The organism is Pseudomonas sp. NPDC089569, from assembly GCF_050280625.1.
Classification (GTDB): domain Bacteria; phylum Pseudomonadota; class Gammaproteobacteria; order Pseudomonadales; family Pseudomonadaceae; genus Aquipseudomonas.
Genome location: NZ_JBNNVQ010000047.1, coordinates 1 through 18,707, shown reverse-complemented (window position 1 = coordinate 18,707; position 18,707 = coordinate 1). Strand labels below are relative to the sequence as shown.

13 protein-coding genes are annotated in these 18,707 nt (G+C 57.6%); 7 read left to right on the top strand and 6 right to left on the bottom strand.

Annotated features, from left to right (window positions below; all coding sequences use genetic code 11):
* Positions 1–40: 40 nt before the first annotated feature.
* Genes ACQKP2_RS18580 through ACQKP2_RS18570 form a run of 3 tightly spaced genes read left to right on the top strand, consistent with a single transcriptional unit; the run spans position 41 to position 3,431 of the window.
* Complete coding sequence (locus ACQKP2_RS18580) at positions 41–982, top strand: rhodanese-related sulfurtransferase (protein ID WP_427578481.1); 942 nt, start codon at positions 41–43, stop codon at positions 980–982.
* 36 nt (positions 983–1,018) lie between these two features.
* Positions 1,019–1,621, top strand: coding sequence for a DsbA family protein (locus ACQKP2_RS18575; RefSeq protein WP_427578511.1), 603 nt, complete (start codon positions 1,019–1,021; stop codon positions 1,619–1,621).
* 1 nt (position 1,622) lies between these two features.
* On the top strand, positions 1,623–3,431 hold the full coding sequence (locus tag ACQKP2_RS18570; protein WP_427578480.1) for an ABC transporter ATP-binding protein: 1,809 nt from the start codon (positions 1,623–1,625) through the stop codon (positions 3,429–3,431).
* 1 nt (position 3,432) lies between these two features.
* On the opposite strand, the gene ACQKP2_RS18565 is transcribed toward ACQKP2_RS18570, so the two are convergent.
* Positions 3,433–8,112: a hypothetical protein gene (locus ACQKP2_RS18565; RefSeq protein ID WP_427578479.1), complete on the bottom strand. Its 4,680-nt coding sequence runs from the start codon at positions 8,110–8,112 to the stop codon at positions 3,433–3,435.
* 222 nt (positions 8,113–8,334) lie between these two features.
* Here ACQKP2_RS18565 and ACQKP2_RS18560 point away from each other — a divergent pair, with 222 nt between their 5' ends.
* Together ACQKP2_RS18560 and ACQKP2_RS18555 are read left to right on the top strand one after the other, a co-directional pair.
* A complete protein-coding gene (locus ACQKP2_RS18560) occupies positions 8,335–10,794 on the top strand; it encodes an EAL domain-containing protein (RefSeq protein WP_427578478.1) in 2,460 nt (819 codons plus the stop codon).
* 77 nt (positions 10,795–10,871) lie between these two features.
* Positions 10,872–11,633, top strand: coding sequence for a TenA family transcriptional regulator (locus tag ACQKP2_RS18555; protein WP_427578510.1), 762 nt, complete (start codon positions 10,872–10,874; stop codon positions 11,631–11,633).
* Between the two features lie 134 nt (positions 11,634–11,767).
* Here the strand turns inward: ACQKP2_RS18555 and ACQKP2_RS18550 are convergent, their stop codons facing one another.
* From ACQKP2_RS18550 to ACQKP2_RS18530, 5 genes are all read right to left on the bottom strand, one after another.
* Positions 11,768–12,694 (bottom strand): GGDEF domain-containing protein, encoded by a 927-nt coding sequence (locus tag ACQKP2_RS18550; RefSeq protein WP_427578477.1) that lies wholly within the window; start codon positions 12,692–12,694, stop codon positions 11,768–11,770.
* 363 nt (positions 12,695–13,057) lie between these two features.
* Positions 13,058–13,798: a YciK family oxidoreductase gene (locus ACQKP2_RS18545; protein WP_427578476.1), complete on the bottom strand. Its 741-nt coding sequence runs from the start codon at positions 13,796–13,798 to the stop codon at positions 13,058–13,060.
* Between the two features lie 100 nt (positions 13,799–13,898).
* Complete coding sequence (mupP, locus tag ACQKP2_RS18540) at positions 13,899–14,570, bottom strand: N-acetylmuramic acid 6-phosphate phosphatase MupP (RefSeq protein ID WP_427578475.1); 672 nt, start codon at positions 14,568–14,570, stop codon at positions 13,899–13,901.
* Positions 14,571–14,574: 4 nt separating this feature from the next.
* On the bottom strand, positions 14,575–15,273 hold the full coding sequence (gene ubiG / locus ACQKP2_RS18535; protein WP_427578473.1) for a bifunctional 2-polyprenyl-6-hydroxyphenol methylase/3-demethylubiquinol 3-O-methyltransferase UbiG: 699 nt from the start codon (positions 15,271–15,273) through the stop codon (positions 14,575–14,577).
* Positions 15,274–15,324: 51 nt separating this feature from the next.
* Positions 15,325–16,656 (bottom strand): TRZ/ATZ family hydrolase, encoded by a 1,332-nt coding sequence (locus ACQKP2_RS18530; protein WP_427578472.1) that lies wholly within the window; start codon positions 16,654–16,656, stop codon positions 15,325–15,327.
* A 108-nt stretch (positions 16,657–16,764) separates the two neighbouring features.
* Here ACQKP2_RS18530 and mtnA point away from each other — a divergent pair, with 108 nt between their 5' ends.
* Together mtnA and ACQKP2_RS18520 are read left to right on the top strand one after the other, a co-directional pair.
* A complete protein-coding gene (gene mtnA, locus ACQKP2_RS18525; RefSeq protein WP_427578471.1) occupies positions 16,765–17,841 on the top strand; it encodes an S-methyl-5-thioribose-1-phosphate isomerase in 1,077 nt (358 codons plus the stop codon).
* Positions 17,842–18,285: 444 nt separating this feature from the next.
* Positions 18,286–18,707 (top strand): DNA gyrase subunit A (locus tag ACQKP2_RS18520; protein ID WP_427578470.1); only part of this gene is annotated, 422 nt, incomplete at its 3' end.

Sequence of the window (18,707 nt, the reverse complement as noted above, 5' to 3'; positions counted from 1 at the left end):
GGTTCACCCTTTGCGAGGGTAGCCACCTGGAGATTTACCCATGACACAACAGATTGTCGTGGCGGCACTGTATAAGTTCGTCACCCTCGAGGATTACGTCAGCCTGCGCGAGCCACTGCTCCAGGCAATGGTCGACAACGGCATCAAAGGCACGCTGCTGATCGCCGAAGAAGGCATCAACGGTACCGTGTCCGGTAGCCGCGAAGGCATCGACGGGCTGTTGGCCTGGTTGAAGAACGATTCTCGCCTGCACGATGTCGACCACAAGGAGTCGTACTGCGACGAGCAGCCGTTCTACCGCACCAAGGTCAAGCTCAAGAAAGAAATCGTCACCCTCGGCGTCGAAGGCGTGGACCCGAACAAAAAAGTCGGTACCTATGTCGACCCTCAGGATTGGAACGCGCTGATCAGCGATCCCGAAGTACTGTTGATCGATACCCGTAACGACTACGAGGTGTCGATTGGCACGTTCGAAGGTGCGATCGACCCGAAAACCACGAGTTTTCGCGAATTTCCCGACTACATCAAAGCCAACTTCGATCCGGCCGTGCACAAGAAGGTCGCAATGTTCTGCACCGGCGGCATTCGTTGCGAGAAGGCCTCAAGCTACATGCTGGGTGAAGGCTTCGAGGAGGTTTATCACCTCAAGGGCGGCATCCTGAAGTACCTCGAAGAAGTGCCGCAGGACGAAACCAAATGGCAGGGCGACTGTTTCGTGTTCGATAACCGTGTGACGGTGCGTCACGACTTGAGCGAAGGCGACTACGATCAATGTCATGCCTGCCGCACTCCGGTGAGCGTCGAGGATCGCGCCTCCGAACATTACGTGGCCGGCATCAGTTGCCCGCATTGCTGGGACACGCTGAGCGAGAAAACCCGTCGCAGCGCCATCGACCGGCAAAAACAGATCGAACTGGCAAAAGCTCGCAACATGCCTCACCCGATCGGCTACAACTACAAGCAAGCATCCACCGAGGCCTGAACCATGTCTGCACGCCTGCTCTATGTGATGGATCCGATGTGTTCCTGGTGCTGGGGCTTTGCTCCGGTTGCAAACGCATTGGTCGAGCAGGCGGCGGCCGCCGGCGTGGATGTGCACCTGGTGGTGGGTGGTTTGCGTACCGGCAGTGGTGCAGCACTTGAACCGGCCACCCGGCGTTACATTCTTGAACACTGGCAGGCAGTCACCGAGGCCACCGGCCAGCCGTTCAAACTGGAGGGTGCATTGCCCGAGGGATTTGTCTATGACACGGAGCCTGCCTGTCGCGCGCTGGTCACCGCGCGCAGCCTGGCGCCGGACTGTGCCTGGAAACTGCTCGGCCTGATTCAACATGCCTTTTATGCAGAAGGTCGCGACGTCACTCACGCCAGTGTGCTGGTCGAACTGGCCGAAAAGGCCGGCTTGCCGCGTATCGAGTTCGCTGCCGCGTTCGATCGCGCCGACATGCACAGCGCAACCGCTGCCGATTTCACCTGGGTGCAGGATCTGGGTATCGCCGGTTTCCCGACCCTGCTCGCAGAGCGGAACGGGCAATTGGCACTGCTGACCAATGGCTATCAGCCGCTCAATGTCTTGTCTGCGCTACTCGGCCGCTGGCTGGAGCGCGCTGCCTGTGCATGACATGCCCGACGACGTTGCAACCGTCAAACGTGTCGACCGCCTGAGCTGGGCGGAAATCCGCCGCCTGGCCCTTCATCACAAGAAATCCCTGTGGATCGCCAACGGTGTCGCCGTTCTGGCGACCCTGTGCAGCGTGCCGATTCCGCTGCTCCTGCCGCTGCTGGTGGACGAAGTGCTGCTGGGGCACGGTGACGCCGCGCTGAAGATCATGAACCTCGTGTTGCCTGCGTTCTGGCAAAAGGCAGCGGGTTACATCGGCCTGATGCTGCTGGTGACGCTGATCCTGCGGTGCGCGGCCTTGTTGTTCAACGTGGTCCAGGCGCGCTTGTTCGCCGCCCTGGCCAAGGACATCGTGTACCGCATTCGCATCCGCTTGATCGACCGGCTCAAGCGCATTTCCCTGGGTGAGTATGAAAGCCTGGGCAGTGGCACGGTGACCACGCACCTGGTGACCGACCTCGATACCCTGGACAAGTTTGTCGGCGAAACCCTCAGCCGATTCCTGGTGGCCATGCTGACGCTGGTCGGCACCGCAGGGATCCTGGTGTGGATGCACTGGAAGCTGGCATTGCTGATCCTGCTGTTCAACCCCTTGGTGATCTACGCCACGGTGCAGTTGGGCAAACGGGTCAAACACCTGAAGAAACTCGAGAATGACAGCACTTCGCGCTTCACCCAGGCCCTGACTGAAACGCTCGACGCGATCCAGGAAGTTCGCGCCGGCAACCGTCAGGGGTATTTCCTTGGGCGGCTGGGTTTGCGGGCCCAGGAAGTGCGCAACTATGCAGTCAATTCGCAGTGGAAGACCGACGCGTCGAACCGTGCCAGTGGCCTGCTGTTCCAGTTCGGTATCGATATTTTCAGGGCGGCGGCGATGCTGACCGTGCTGTTCTCCGACCTGTCCGTCGGCCAGATGCTCGCGGTGTTCAGCTACCTGTGGTTCATGATCGGTCCGGTAGAACAGCTGTTGAATCTGCAATATGCCTATTACGCCGCCAGTGGGGCGCTGTCGCGCATCAACGAACTGCTGTCGCGTGCCGACGAGCCGGAGTATCCCAATGGTGTCGATCCGTTCAATGGACGTGAAACCGTCGGTATCGAGGTTCAGGGCCTGAGTTTCGGCTATGGCGACGAGTTGGTGTTGAACCAGATGAACCTGTCCATCGCCCCCGGTGAAAAGGTCGCGATTGTCGGTGCCAGCGGCGGTGGCAAGAGCACATTGGTGCAGTTGCTGCTGGGGCTGTACACACCGCAGGCCGGGACCATTCGTTTCGGTGGTTCGACTCAGCAGGACATCGGCCTGGAAACCGTGCGGGAGAACGTTGCCGTAGTCCTGCAACACCCGGCGCTGTTCAACGATACCGTGCGCGCCAACCTGACCATGGGGCGCAGCCGCAGCGATGACGATTGTTGGCGGGCCCTGGAGATCGCCCAGTTGCACGCCACCATTGCCGAGCTGCCCAATGGCCTGGACAGCATTGTCGGCCGCTCCGGTGTGCGCCTGTCCGGTGGGCAGCGGCAACGCCTGGCGATTGCCCGGATGGTATTGGCCGAGCCGAAAGTGGTGATCCTCGACGAAGCCACCTCGGCACTCGACGCCGCCACCGAATACAACCTGCATCAGGCGTTGGCGCGGTTCCTGAGCCACCGCACCACGCTGATCATTGCCCACCGGTTATCGGCGGTGAAACAGGCCGACCGGGTGCTGGTGTTCGACGGCGGGCAAATTGCCGAGGATGGCGACCATCAGCAGTTGATTGCCGAGGGTGGGTTGTACGCCAAGTTGTATGGGCATTTGCAGCAGCACTGAGTCACTGCCACAGCACCCTCAAGGCGTCTGCCCCGCCCGTATGACCGAACTCTTTCATGACCATGGAACATGACTCGCAGGGTCGCATGGTGGTCGCGATGTCGACTGAGCGAAGTTCATTGGGGTCGGGGTATTTCTCGCGCAGCACACGAATCAGTTTGCTTTCGCTGTCCAGTGAAGTGGGGCGTACCGCCATCGAGGGATGATACGTGCCGATATTCTTGATGGTCAGCGGCACGGCCAGCAGATGATCGTCGTTTGTCAGATCCAGCGAAGTCCGGGGAAAGGACTGGTTGTAGTCGATGTTGATGTAGGTTGTGTCGCCGATCCGCACGTGATTTGCGCCCAGATGTCGGAACAGCGGTAGGCGGGTGGTGGAGCCTTGTGCCCCCGATACGCTGACATAGATCTCCCGTTTGCCATTGGTGGTGGTAACGTCGGCATAGGCAATGTTCCTCGCGTTGAGCGGGCGCTCATACCTGGGCAACAGGGTTTGCAGTTTTTGCATGGTGCTGTCGATACGCAGTGAGGCGCCTGCATTCGCCGGATTGATGACTGGCGAAAGGAAGAGGGTATCGAATATTTCCGCTGTCCTCTCCCGAAATGCCTGGGAAGCGTCCTTGCTACGGGTCCAGGCAGTCGCGCCTTCTTGTTTCTGCGCGATAATCATTCGGGTTCGATGATCGTACATCAACGCTTCTCCAGGGCTGGTGTCCAGTTTCAACCATTTCATCGTGATTGGGGGATCGCTCGGAACACCGAGTGGCAGGGCAATTTCCTCCATGGTTTTCATGGCGCGTTCGATGTCTTCAAGTTTGTGAATACGCGCGTTGTTGTTAGCCATCAAGCCGCCTTCATACACCACCAGTAATTCTGCTCCGAGCGTTCCTTCGGCCATCTGGTCCGGCGGTATGCGATGGAATGTCAGTTCCTTTCCGGGTGTCTGCCCTTTGGGGATTGTCGCCAGGTAATACTCGCGGGTATTGACCCTGAAAAAAGCGTATTGCGCTGAGTCGTCGATTGCGGGCACCAAAATGGCACCGACCCGGTGGGAGTCATCAATCCCGTCGTAGGTCCCCTTGACATTGACTCGAGCAAAAATGCCTTTGCGAAACTGCAATATCGCGCGGGTCTGTTGCCTTGGAATCAGCTTGCCCCTTTTAAAGCCGAGCATTGCAAGGTTGCCGGTAAAGAGCGTCGGCTTATCGTTAGTGATGCGATAGAGCTGGTTGTCGAGCGCTAGAAACTCCCCCTCGTGTCCCCGGAGTGGGGCAGGTTCGGATACCCTGTCGCCAAACCAGGGGGCGTAGCCCTTTTTTTTGTCGATTGTGTCGATTGGTGGCGTGGGGGCGGGTTCATTGCCGGCCACATAGCTGACACGACACTCCCCCGAGTGACCGGGCACCCTTCGTGGTCGGCAAGGTATTGGTGTCCATTGCTTGCTATCATCGATCAGGTCGAAGCGGCGCAGTGCGTTGCGATCTATACGATAGGGCACGTCGTCTATGAATACGGTTGTGCGGCCGTCGATTTCCAGAACCTGTCGAGACCGCGTCTGACCAGGGACTTCGACAAAAGCCAGTTCTTCGTTTCTTTTCACGATGCTGTAGTTGGAACGCCCCTGGGAGACTTCACCCGATGAAGTCAGCAGGCGAGGTCCGAATGGGCGGTAGGACCGCGGATCAATCAGGTAAAACCCGGAACGCAAGGGAAGGGCGGTGCGCACATGGACATCGTCCACACCCCTGACCGTGGCCAGTTGATCGCTGGTCGACAAAGGTTTCCAGCGGCCTGCGTTGTTTATTCGTGGAACGCTTTTGACGAAGTTGTAGTCGCCGGCCATGCCAGCGGTGGCTTTGATTCTGAAAATGCCTGACTTTCCCAACTTTAGCGCGACGCTTCCCAATGCCTGGAACAGCAACAGTGGATTGAGTGATTGCAGAGCCAGGATTGTCACGTCTTTGACCAGCGTCGAAAACGCAATCAGTCGTGCACCTACCGTCAGTTGACCTGTATTGCGCAGCAGTTTCACCGAGCCCGAGACAAGTTTTCCTATCGGCGCGATGAAGAGTGCGACATCCATTCCCAGACCGAATGCACCGTTCACCTTACGTTCCAAATCATTGGAGGTCATGTTGTCGATAGCACCCCAGATGGGTACGAGCGATGTGAAAAAGTCTTGAATTTTTTTCCGGGAAGAAGTTTCGCGGTCAAATTTTGTCTGGCCATAAGCCGACTCGCGAAGTGCTTCCGGGTCAATGAACAATAAATGGGTAGCGATGAAATGACTGATTTCCTTGCACCGTTTTGAACTCAGTGTCAGAACGAGGTCGTCGGCATCCTCGGGAACGGTGGCAGGTGCATGGAATGAGTCGCCCAGTTGCTCGATGATTGCCTCGCAACGGGCTGCATTTGTGGGGAGGCTACCCGTTGAATGAGCCTTCCAGTCAAAAGGTAACATCTGATGATCGAGGAATTTGGCGAGATACTGAGCCAGCCCTATGCCTCTTGTCTCCGTTTTGAGAACGCCGCCGAATTGACCTGGATCCAGGTTGTTGATGCGGCGTATAACGGCGGCTCTTGGCAGCAGCTCAAAGGTTCTGACAATCCCGTTATACCTTGTTGTCAAAAGCAAGCCATTGCGGGCGCGAAGTGGAAGGACATTTTTTTGATTATTTTGCAGGGGGGATAATTCATCACTCTTTCTCCTCAATGTGTAAATTTTGAGTGTGCCGCGTTCAAGGGCCTCGCGGTCGGAATAGGTCAGTGAGGACAGAAGATGACGTATCAGCGTTTCATAGGCAGAAGTCAGTGAAGCCATGTAGTCGCCGAATTTTTTTTCAAACAGTTTCTTGATATCGGGAATGACTCCGTATGCATTGCATGTATTACGCGTTTCGACATGAAGGTTTCGATGCTCATCGATGAATAAAGCGAAATTTTCGGTGTTGGTGCCTTTTTTGAATACGACCCAGTGTTCGTTGTTCCCAAGTTTGTTTTCCGCCACGATGTCATCAATGCAATAGCGCACTCTCTCCCAATAACGATCTTGGGTGAAAAGTGCCAGTTCATGGTCGTTCCAGGAAAAGTTGTTGAAGAGGCTGTTTTTATCAGAAAGTTTCGGGGGAATATCTTCGATAACAGCTTTTGCGAGGGCCAGGCGTTCGGGCGGTAACTTGTCAAGTTCTGCGGGGGTATCGGTCAGTTCGCGGGTGCATTTGTCCAGTTCTGACACGGCAATATCAATCTGAGCCTGTGTGTATTCTTCAAATGGCTTTTCAGGAATAATGTTCTGGCTTGTCGCCCATTCCATCGTCGGTCGCAGTCGTGCAAGTGCTACTCCGTAAAGCTGGTCTTGCGATGCTGTCTCGCTGATTTTCAGTGGCAAGTTAATTAACCGCTCAAACCTATAGCCGCTTAGCGCCCGGGAGGAGATCGCATGAACGAGGTTTACGCCATTCACAAAATTGACCCAGGCCACCGTGCCTCTGTAAGGCAGCTCTTCGGGGATATCGCGAATCTGGAATTCGGTTGGGAACCGGCAAAGGAATAATCTCGCCATGACAATGGCTTCAGCTTCCGACGCCGCTCGTTTTGAAGCCTGCAAGTGCTGCTCGAAATCGGTCCAAATGGCTTTGTAGCTCTTTCCCCAGTTCAAGCGGGATTGCAGGTCGTACCCGGCGATTCTGTCGGGATACTCAATGACTTGTGACGTAAACCAGATCTGCAGTGCGTTGGCGACTACTTTGGTGCGGATGTTCGGCGCGGTTTCTTCTCCACGTTTTGTGCCGTACCAGTCCAGCGCAGATAGCAACGTATCACCCAACTCCTGCGCTTCGTCGCTTTGCAGTATTTTTTGCAGGAAGACAGCTGGCTGGATGCGGACGCTCTCAAGCGATGCCGAAGAAAGAATGTCATTGGCCAGATGGGACAGTGGAGATGCAATTTCTTCTGGCAATACCCTTTGAATGACTTTTTTGATTTCGCCCGTCATGAATTGGCGATTCAGTTCATCCCGGGATTCGTCTGATTGATCGCCATGGAAAAAATGTTGTCCGGCTGCTTCGAAAGGGCTGGAGATCAGATCAAGCAGGTTGAAGTCTTCTTCCAACCCCAATTGGTAGCTTGCATGAATGTCTTCAAGGATTTCGATGGCGGTCTGATGTTCGGCGGCGACAGTCGGATTCCAAGGTGCCATGCCATGGAAGGTGGCGAATCTCGGGACTGAAACCAGGCCGTCATGGCGAATTTGTCCGCCCATCCAGGCGACAGATTTTTCGATGACGATTCGCAGTTCCTGCCATATCGAGTTTCCTTGCAACGACAGTCTGGTCCTGTTGGCTCCATCGGCATCTGACGTTTCATACACAAAGTTCCCATCTTCCAGAGTGACGATCAGATTGTTCGCAGAGACGCCGTTGTCCAGGCACAACCCTTTGAAATCCGGATCTTCGATCAGCGATCGTAACGCGACCTGGCCGATTGCGTTTTCCTGCCCCAAAGGTGAAGAGGGGTGAGGCCTGATCAATGTCTGTGAAAATAGAGCCAGGGAAGTCACCTTCTCCTTCAACGTGGATAACAACAGTTCATAGTCCTGAAGTTGACCCTGATGCACCTGGGCGGTGTCAGGCCTGGAGGTGTCCGGGACGCTTGGCGTTTCATTTGAAAGCGGTGTGTGCATGATGTGGCATCTCTTGTCAGGTTTCGGTCGGTTCCCTGCGGTACTTGACCGGGGTGCTACCGATTACAACGGCCTGCAAGAGAGTCCGTGCGGTACATGTGTATGGCGTAAGGACTGACGTGCGTTTTTATTCGTTACTTGCCGGGACCTGCAACGCCCCCTAGGCTACCCATAGCGAATTCGTCCGGATGACGATCAAGCAGTGCTATTGCAAGGGACCACATGAATCAAACGCGGACTCTCGGAACGCCACGGTTGTTGGGCATCGTCTGGCCATTTATCGCCGTTGTGTTATTTCAAGCCTTGTTGGGGGGTGTCAGCCTTTACGTGCTGTCGGCCGTGCGTGGCTATGTCGGCGGCGAAAGCCTGTGGTCAAAGGGCCAGAAAGACGCCATCTATTACCTCAACCTCTATGCCGACAGCGGTGACGAGGCGATTTTCCACAAGTATCAGAGTGCGATTGCCGTGCCCCAGGGCGGCCATGAGTTGCGCGTGGCGCTGGACCTTCAGCCACCTGATATCGAAGCGGCGCGTGCGGCGATCCTCAAGGGCGGCAACCATCCGGATGATGTTTCCAGCCTGATCTGGCTCTACCTCAATTTCAGACACTTCAGTTATCTGGAAAAAGCCATCGACCTCTGGACGCTGGGCGATGCGTATCTGGTCAAGCTCGATGATGTTGCCCGGGACATGCACCGGCACATTACTGCCAGCCCGGCCACCGGCGCCGATATCCTGCGCTGGAAGGAGCAGATTTTTGCAATCAATGAGGAAGTGACGCCGCCGGCAAAGGCCTTCAGCGATGCCTTGGGTGAGGGGTCGCGCGTCATACTTCGCCTGTTGCTGGCGATCAACCTCGCCACCGCTCTGGGTTTGATCGCCCTGGCGCTGATGCGTACGCACAAGCTGCTCAAACAGCGTCACGCGTTTGCCGACGCGTTGCAGTTGGAGAAGGACCGTGCGCAAATCACCCTGCAATCGATTGGCGATGGAGTGATCACCACCGATGTGGAGGGTGCCATCACCTACATGAATCCGGCCGCCGAAGCCTTGACTCACTGGAAGTCCGAGCAGGCAACGGGTTTGCCTTTGGCGGCGCTGTTCAATCTGCTGGAGGAGAATACGCAGGCCGATGGTTTTACCCTGATCGAACGCATTTTGAGCGGGCAACTCAGCGGCGGCAGCGAGCATTCCAGACTCATCCAGCGCCTGGATGGCAGTACCGTCTCGGTAACGCTGGTCGGTGCGCCAATCCGCAATGCCGGCAAGGTCAGCGGCACGGTGCTGGTGTTGCACGACATGACCCAGGAGCGGCAATACATCGCCAACCTGTCCTGGCAGGCCACCCATGACGCCCTGACCGGCCTGGCCAACCGTCGCGAGTTCGAGTACCGCCTGGAGATGGCGCTGCATACCCTGTCACGGCATCCGGGGCGCCATGCCCTGATGTTCCTCGATCTGGATCAGTTCAAACTGGTCAACGATACCTGCGGGCATGCTGCAGGGGATGAGTTGCTGCGGCACATCTGCGCCTTGTTGCAGTCGGGGTTGCGCGAAGGCGATACCCTGGCCCGCCTGGGCGGCGACGAGTTCGGGATTTTGCTGGAGAACTGCGCCCCGGATGCGGCGGAGAAAATCGCCGAAGCGCTGCGCCAGACCGTGCAAAACCTGCATTTTGTCTGGAAGGGCCGACCATTCGTGACCACGGTGAGCATCGGTCTGGTTCATGTCGCGCAAAATCCAACGACCCTGGAGGCCTCGCTGCGTGCTGCCGACATGGCCTGCTACATGGCCAAGGAAAAGGGGCGTAACCGCGTGCAGGTCTATCATCCTGACGATTCGGAGCTGTCCCTGCGCTTCGGCGAAATGGCGTGGGTACAGCGCTTGCACATGGCGCTGGAGGAGGATCGCTTCTGTCTGTATGCCCAGGAAATCGCGCCTTTGGGCGGTACTGCAAAGGACGGGGGGCATATCGAGATTCTGTTGCGCTTGCATGATGAAGCCGGCCGGATGATCTTGCCGGACAGTTTCATTCCGGCCGCCGAGCGTTACGGGTTGATGATGTCCCTTGACCGTTGGGTCGTGGAGAACGTTTTCAAGATCATTGCCCAGTGTCACGCTGAACGCCGTCAGGGGCCGCTGGCCATGTGTGCGATCAATCTGTCAGGCACAACCATTGGTGACGAGGCGTTTCTCGACTTCCTGCGGGAACAATTTGTGGCTTATTCCGTGCCGCCTGAAATGATTTGTTTTGAAATCACTGAAACCAGCGCAATTTCCAATTTGGGCAGCGCAATTCGTTTTATCAATGAACTCAAAGGCTTGGGTTGCCTTTTTTCGTTGGATGATTTTTGCGCCGGTATGTCTTCATTCGCTTACCTGAAACATTTGCCTGTAGACTTCCTGAAGATCGACGGGAGTTTCGTAAAGGATATGCTGGACGACCCGATTAACCGCGCCATGGTCGAGGTGATCAATCACATCGGACATGTCATGGGCAAGCGTACGATTGCCGAGTTTGTCGAGACACCTCAGATCGAGCAGGCATTGCTGGAGATCGGGGTGGATTACGCTCAAGGGTATGTCATTGAACGTCCTCAGCTGTTTACCTGTGACAGCTTGCAAAGTCGTCCTGCCAGGCCCCAGCCGCTGTTGTTCAAGGCTCCGGGCACGTTCCGTTGAAGTCTCGCGTTGATCTGACAATCACAATCAAAAGGAGCCCGACAGTGATCGACACATTCAACCGAACCGGACCACTCATGGAAGCTGCCAGTTATCCTGCCTGGGCCCAGCGCCTGATTCAGGATTGCAGCGAGAGCAAGCGCCGGGTTGTCGAACACGAACTGTATCAGCGCATGCGTGACAACAAACTCAGTGCAAAGACCATGCGTCAGTACCTGATCGGTGGCTGGCCGGTGGTCGAACAGTTCGCGTTGTACATGGCACAAAACCTGACCAAGACCCGTTTTGCCCGTCATCCGGGCGAAGACATGGCGCGTCGCTGGCTGATGCGAAATATTCGTGTCGAATTGAACCACGCTGACTACTGGCTGAACTGGAGTCAGGCCCACGGTGTCAGTCTCGAGGATCTGCAGGCGCAGCAGGTGTCTCCGGAGCTTCATGCCCTGAGTCACTGGTGCTGGCACACAAGTTCCGCCGATTCGCTGATCGTGGCCATTGCCGCCACCAACTACGCCATTGAAGGTGCAACCGGTGAATGGTCGGCGGTGGTTTGTTCCAGCGGCGTGTATGCAGCATCGTTCCCTGAGGAAAATCGCAAGCGTGCAATGAAGTGGTTGAAGATGCATGCACAATACGACGATGCCCACCCGTGGGAAGCGCTTGAAATCATCTGCACGCTGGCGGGGATGAACCCGAGCAAGGCGCTGCAGACGGAGTTGCGCCAGGCGATTTGCAAGAGCTACGACTACATGTACCTGTTCCTGGAGCGCTGCATGCAACTGGAGCACGCTGAAAGAGCGCCGGTGGCTCGTGAGCGGCTGGAGTTGGCGGAGAGCTGATACAGGCAGCCTGCAATAAACTGTGGGAGCGAGCCTGCTCGCGATGAGATCGACTCATCAACATGTTCGTTGATTGATTCGACCCCATCGCGAGCAGGCTCGCTCCCACATCGGTTTTGTAGTGTGGCTAAAACTCAACCTGCCATCGTGAGCCGGTTGCGCCCCTCGCGCTTGGCGATATAGAGCGCGTTATCGGCTCGTCGCAAAAGGCTTTCGACAGACTCACCGGGCAGCAAGGTCGAGCAGCCCAGGCTTACGGTCAGCCCGATCGACTGGCCATCGGCAAGATACTCCTCGACTTGTGCCGCCATTCGCAGGCGTTCACCAATCATTGCAGCGGCTTCCCGGCTCGTGTTGGACAGAAGTATCAGAAACTCCTCGCCACCATAACGAAACACCATGTCCACGTTGCGCAACTGACGTTTGATCGAGGCGGCAACGGCCTTGAGCACGTCATCACCGGCGCTGTGTCCGAAATTGTCGTTGATCTGCTTGAAGTGATCGATATCCAGCATCAGCAGGGACAAAGGCTGCAGGTGGCGTCGCGACAGTTCGATTTCTCGCAGCAGCGTCTGGTCCATGGCGATACGGTTACCAGTATCTGTCAGCGGGTCACGCAGTGCGCTTTGAGTGGCGGCGCGGTAGAGCAGGGTGTTGCGCATCGGGTAGAGCAGTGCAGCCAATAGCGACTCCAGATTGCCCTGCTCCTGCTCACTGAAGCGCTGGTTGCGGCGAAACACCAGTTCGCCCAGGTGTTCGCCTTCGTGACTGAGGCTGTAACTGATCGAATGGTGGCCGCGTTGACCGAATTCCAGGCGCAAGTCGCTGCTCTTGTGCTCATAGCTCAATGCATCGAGTGGTACGAGGCGCTGAATTTCGTGGAAGAACAGTCCGAGGATGCGTTGTGGCTCAAGGCTGGTTTGCAGCTGCATGTTCAATTGCTGGCGCAATTGCGCAAGGCTGACAGGTCTTTCCAGAGTTGGTTGCTGCTGACCAAAGCCCAGGCGTTGCAATTTGGCGCTATCGAAGTCAATTGCGTTGGTCTGGGACGGTGATTTCATATGGCATGCGCCCTTGAGCAGTAAGGCTGTCTTACAAGCTGGGTGAGAGCGGCTTTGGGCTGCGCGTCATACTGGTCCGTCAGTCCCGTAGGACAATTCGTACAAGTTTAATCTGCTTTGTACAAGATTAGGAGACTGCCGACCCCGAACTCGCCCTGCTCGTTTTCACGCAGTGTGTCTGGACCACTTCACAGCGAAAGTCGTGCCATTCAAGGGGTGGTTTAAAAAACGTATATAAATCAAAGAATTATTTATGTTGAAAATGGGGAGGTCAGATTCCGCGACATTTGATTGACTGAGAATTCGACATTCCCCAAGTGCCGTGACAGTAAGCTGGCACGGCACAAAAGCGACGTACGGTATCTACTGAGCGTTGAATGCCTGGCCGTTGATGCCGCTGCTGTCCGGACCCATGAGGTACAGGTAGACCGGCATGATCTCTTCAGGTGTCGGATTGTTCAGCGGGTTTTCGCCTGGATACGCCTGGGCACGCATGCTGGTTCGGGTTGCACCGGGGTTGATACTGTTGGAGCGTACCGGCGCCACGGTGTCGACTTCGTCCGCCAGGGTCTGCATCAGGCCTTCGGTGGCGAACTTGGATACGCCGTAGGCTCCCCAATACGCGCGCCCCTTGCGACCGACGCTGCTGGACGTGAATACCACCGACGCGTCCTGAGACAGCTTGAGCAAGGGCAGCAGCGTGCTGGTAAGCATGAACATGGCGTTGACGTTGACCTGCATCACCCGCATGAAGTTTTCGCCGGAAAGCTGTTCGATCGGCGTGCGTGGGCCAATGATCGAGGCGTTGTGCAGCAAGCCGTCGAGGTGGCCGAATTCGCCTTCGATCATTGCCGCCAGTTCATCGTATTGATGAGGCAGTGCGGTTTCCAGGTTGAATGGAATGACCACTGGCAGGGGATGACCGGCGGCTTCGATTTCATCGTAGACCTGAGCCAGGTTGGCTTCGGTCTTGCCCAGCAGCAACACGGTGGCGCCGTGGGCCGCGTAGGTTTTGGCAGCGGCGGCGCCGATGCCGCGACCGGCGCCGGTGACGAGAATGACGCGGTCCTTGAGCAGGTCGGGGCGGGCGGAATAATCAAACATAAAAACCTCGAATTCAGGGATTGGCCCCTGCAGGAGCACGGCTTGCCGCCGTTAGCGTCTTCGGCGTTGCAAGCTGCGCTCCCACAGAAAACAGATCGGCTCAACAGCCGCAGAGGGCGTTATCGAGCACTTTGCGCAATTCCAGAGGGTGATCGATCACCACATCCGCGCCCCAGTGCCGCGGGTTGTCGTCCGGATGGATGTAGCCGAAGGTCACGGCCGCGGTTTTGGTGCCGGCGTCACGTCCCGATTCGATATCTCGCAGGTCATCACCCACGAACAGCACGCTGGCCGGGTCCAGGTCCAGCATCTTGCAGGCAAGGATCAGTGGCTCGGGGTCGGGTTTGCTGTTCTTCACGTGGTCGGGGCAGATCAGCAGTGCCGAGCGCTCGGCCAGGCCGAGCTGCTGCATGATCGGCTCCGCGAAACGCACGGGTTTGTTGGTGACCACGCCCCAGGCCAGATTGGCCTTCTCGATGTCCGCCAGCAGTTCCCCCATGCCGTCGAACAGTTTGCTGTGAACGGCGCAACCTTTGAGGTAACGCTCCAGGAACTCCAGGCGCAGTTCCTCGAAGCCCGGGGATTCGGGGTCCATGGCAAAGGTCACGGCGACCATTGCCTTGGCGCCACCGGAGATTTCATCGCGGATGTGTTTGTCATTCATCGGCGGCAAACCGCGGTCGGCACGCATTGCCTGGCAAATGGCAATGAAGTCCGGCGCGGTGTCGAGCAGGGTGCCGTCCATGTCGAAAAGAACTGCTCTGATACGCATCGGCTTACTCCTCGCGCAGGGTCTGGATCATGTAGTTGACGTCCACGTCGGCCGCCAGTTTGTAGTGCTTGGTCAGCGGGTTGTAGGTCAGGCCGATGATGTCCTTGACGGTCAGGCCGGCCATACGGCTCCAGGCACCCAGTTCGGACGGACGGATGAACTTCTTGAAGTCGTGGGTACCGCGGGGCAGCAGCTTCATGATGTATTCGGCGCCGACGATGGCGAACAGATACGCCTTCGGGTTGCGGTTGATGGTGGAGAAAAACACCTGTCCGCCGGGCTTGACCATGCGGAAGCAGGCGCGGATCACCGAGGAGGGGTCCGGCACGTGTTCCAGCATTTCCAGGCAGGTGACAACGTCGAACTGCCCGGGCAATTCTTCGGACAGTGCTTCGGCGGTGATCTGCCGGTATTCGACGTTCACCCCGGATTCCAGCTGATGCAATTGAGCGACCGCCAAAGGCGCTTCGCCCATGTCGATACCCGTCACGGTGGCGCCACGCTGGGCCATGGCCTCGCTGAGGATGCCGCCGCCGCACCCGACATCGAGGACTTTCTTGCCGGCCAGGTTGACCCGTTCGTCAATCCAGTTGACCCGCAGCGGATTGATATCGTGCAGGGGTTTGAACTCGCTTTCGCGGTCCCACCAGCGATGGGCCAGGGCTTCGAATTTGGCGATTTCGGCGTAGTCGACGTTGCTCATGGTTTAAGTCCTCGAAAAACTTGAAAAGTCCTGATGCCCCACAGGGGCTCGTTATTCGGTGTGGCCGCCGATGCGCTGGCCCCAGGCCTTGGCGGCGGAAATCAGCTGTTGTTCGTCCAGGCGAGTCAGGCGACGATCGTCGAGCAGTTGCTTGCCGGCGACCCAAAGGTGTTTCACGCAGTCCCTGTCGGTTGCATAGATAAGCTGCGAAACCGGATCGTAGACGGGTTGCCGGGCCAGGCCGGACAGGTCGAAGGCCACGATGTCGGCGGCTTTGCCGACTTCGAGCGAGCCGACTTCGGCATCGATTCCCAGGGCGCGGGCGCCGTTGAGGGTGGCCATACGCAGGGCGCGATGGGCGTCCAGGGCGGTGGCGGAGCCAGCAACGGCTTTGGCCAGCAGCGCGGCCGTGCGGGTTTCGCCGAGCAAGTCCAGGTCATTGTTGCTGGCCGCGCCATCGGTGCCGACGGCGACATTGACACCCGCCTGCCACAAGCGTTCTACCGGGCAGAAACCGCTGGCCAGCTTCAGGTTCGACTCAGGGCAATGAATGACACTGGTATTGCTTTCTACCAGCAACGCCAGGTCTTCATCGCTGATCTGGGTCATGTGAACGGCCTGGAAGCGCGGTCCCAGCATGCCCAGGCGGGCGAGTCGGGCCAGTGGGCGTTCGCCGCGCTGTTCGACCGATTGCTGCACTTCGAAGGCGGTTTCATGCACATGCATATGGATCGAAGCGTCCAGCTCTTCGGCGATCACCCGGATTTTTTCCAGGTTTTCATCGCCAACGGTATAGGGCGCATGGGGGCCGAAGGTGATTTTTATGCGCTCGTGGTGCTTCAAATCGCCAAACAGTTCGATGCCCTGACGAATGGCTTCGTCCGCGGTTGCAGCGCCCGGGATCGGGAAGTCGAGGATCGGAATCGCGATCTGCGCGCGAATACCACTGTTGTGCACGCGTTCGCTGGCAACCTTCGGGAAGAAATACATGTCAGAAAAACAGGTGATGCCGCCTTTGATCTGCTCGGCGATGGCCAGATCCGTACCGTCGCGTACAAAATCCTCGTCGACCCATTTGGCCTCGGCCGGCCAGATGTGGTTCTCCAGCCAGGTCATCAGTGGCAAATCATCCGCCAGGCCGCGGAACAGGGTCATCGCCGCATGCCCGTGGGCATTGATCAGGCCAGGGCTGAGCAACATGTCGGGCAATTCGCGTACTTCGCTTGCATTAAGCTTCAGTGCGGCGGAACGTGGGCCGATGAAAACGATGCGCCCGTCACGGATGCCCAGGCCGTGATCCTTGAGCACGACGCCAGCGGGTTCGACGGGTACCAGCCAGGTCGGCAGCAATAACAGGTCGAGCGCAGCGGCAGTGTTCGGCATCGAGGGACGGTTCCAGTGCTTTTGTAAAAGATGGCGAAGTATACCCGAGCGTCTTCGCGGGGGGATCGCTATAATCGGCGGCTTTTGTTCATGAGTGCGGGGTGTGGGATGCGCGATCGACTGTTGGCTGCGGAGAAGGTGAAAGCCATCGATTGGCGTGATGGCGCCCTGTATCTGCTGGATCAGCGTATTTTGCCGTTCGAGGAAACCTGGATCGCCTACACCAGTGCGGCAGGCGTGGCCGAGGCCATTCGCTCGATGGTGGTGCGCGGAGCCCCGGCGATCGGTATCAGCGCCGCTTATGGCATTGTGTTGGCCGCCCGCGCCCGGATTGCCGAGGGAGGTGACTGGTACGCCGCGCTGGAAGAGGACTTCGCACTGCTTGCCGACTCCCGTCCGACAGCGGTCAATCTGTTCTGGGCGCTGGGTCGCATGCACGATCGACTGGATCGCTTGAAGGATAATGCCGATCCAGTGGAAGCGCTGGAGGCCGAGGCGATCGCCATCCATGAAAGTGATCGCGAGGCCAACCTGACCATGGCGCAACTGGGCGTGGACCTGATCCGCAAGCACCAGGGCAATGCCCAGGCGATCCTGACGCATTGCAATACGGGGGCGCTGGCCACTGGCGGCTTCGGTACGGCGCTGGGGGTGATTCGCGCCGCGTTCATCGAAGGCATGGTGGAGCGCGTCTACGCCGATGAAACCCGTCCGTGGTTGCAGGGCTCGCGGCTGACGGCCTGGGAGCTTGCCAACGAGGGGGTTCCGGTGACCCTCAACGCCGATTCTGCGGCCGCTCATATCATGAGAACCAAGGGCATTACCTGGGTGATTGTCGGGGCGGACCGGATCACGGCCAATGGCGATGTAGCCAACAAGATCGGCACCTATCAACTGGCAGTCAATGCCATGCACCACGGCGTGCGGTTCATGGTCGTGGCGCCGAGTTCGACCATCGACATGAATCTGGCCAGTGGTGACGACATTCCGATCGAAGAGCGTGACGGGCGTGAACTGCTGGAAGTCAGCGGCAAGCGGGTCGGCGCCGAGGTCGATGCGTTCAATCCGGTGTTCGATGTGACGCCGGCGGACCTGATTGATGCCATCGTCACGGAAAAAGGCATTGTCGAGCGTCCGGATGCGGCGAAAATGGCGCAGTTGATGTGCCGCAAGCGTCTGCACTGATTGCTTTGGCGTCTGTCTGACCGCTATCGCGAGCAGGCTCGCTCCCACAGTAAATAGAGGTGTGTTCGCAATCGTCGGCGCACTGGAAGGCATTGTGGGAGCGAGCCTGCTTGCGATAGGGGGCTCGAAACCGGCAAACAGGCCTAATTGGTTGCCAAATCTTCATCTGATACGGCTCTAAGCCCCTCACGTCCTCTTCAAGCCTGTCACCGGTCAACTAACTATGCTCCATGCGCATCTGGGGGATAGGTGCGTGGCGGCTCTTGTGATAACATCCGGCGGTTTCCAGGGTTGCCCGACGCGGCGGCCTTTACTGCGCAGATCCATGGCATAACTCGTTGATTTGTCGTAAGTCGGTGCATGGCACTCAGCCTGCAGCGGCGAGCTTCGTTCGTCCCATATGGATGTAATGAAGTTTCACCAGAAAAAGGAATCAGGCTTCTCATGGGTGAACTGGCCAAAGAAATCCTCCCGGTCAATATCGAAGACGAGCTGAAACAGTCCTATCTCGACTACGCGATGAGCGTAATTGTCGGGCGGGCTCTGCCGGATGCGCGCGATGGCTTGAAGCCCGTGCACCGGCGCGTGCTCTACGCGATGAGCGAGCTCGGTAACGACTGGAACAAGCCATACAAGAAATCCGCCCGTGTTGTCGGTGACGTGATCGGTAAGTACCACCCGCACGGCGACACTGCGGTATACAACACCATCGTGCGGATGGCCCAGCCATTCTCCCTGCGCTATTTGCTGGTCGACGGCCAGGGTAACTTCGGTTCGGTGGACGGCGACAACGCCGCGGCCATGCGATACACCGAAGTGCGCATGACCAAGCTGGCGCACGAGCTGCTGGCCGACCTGCATAAGGA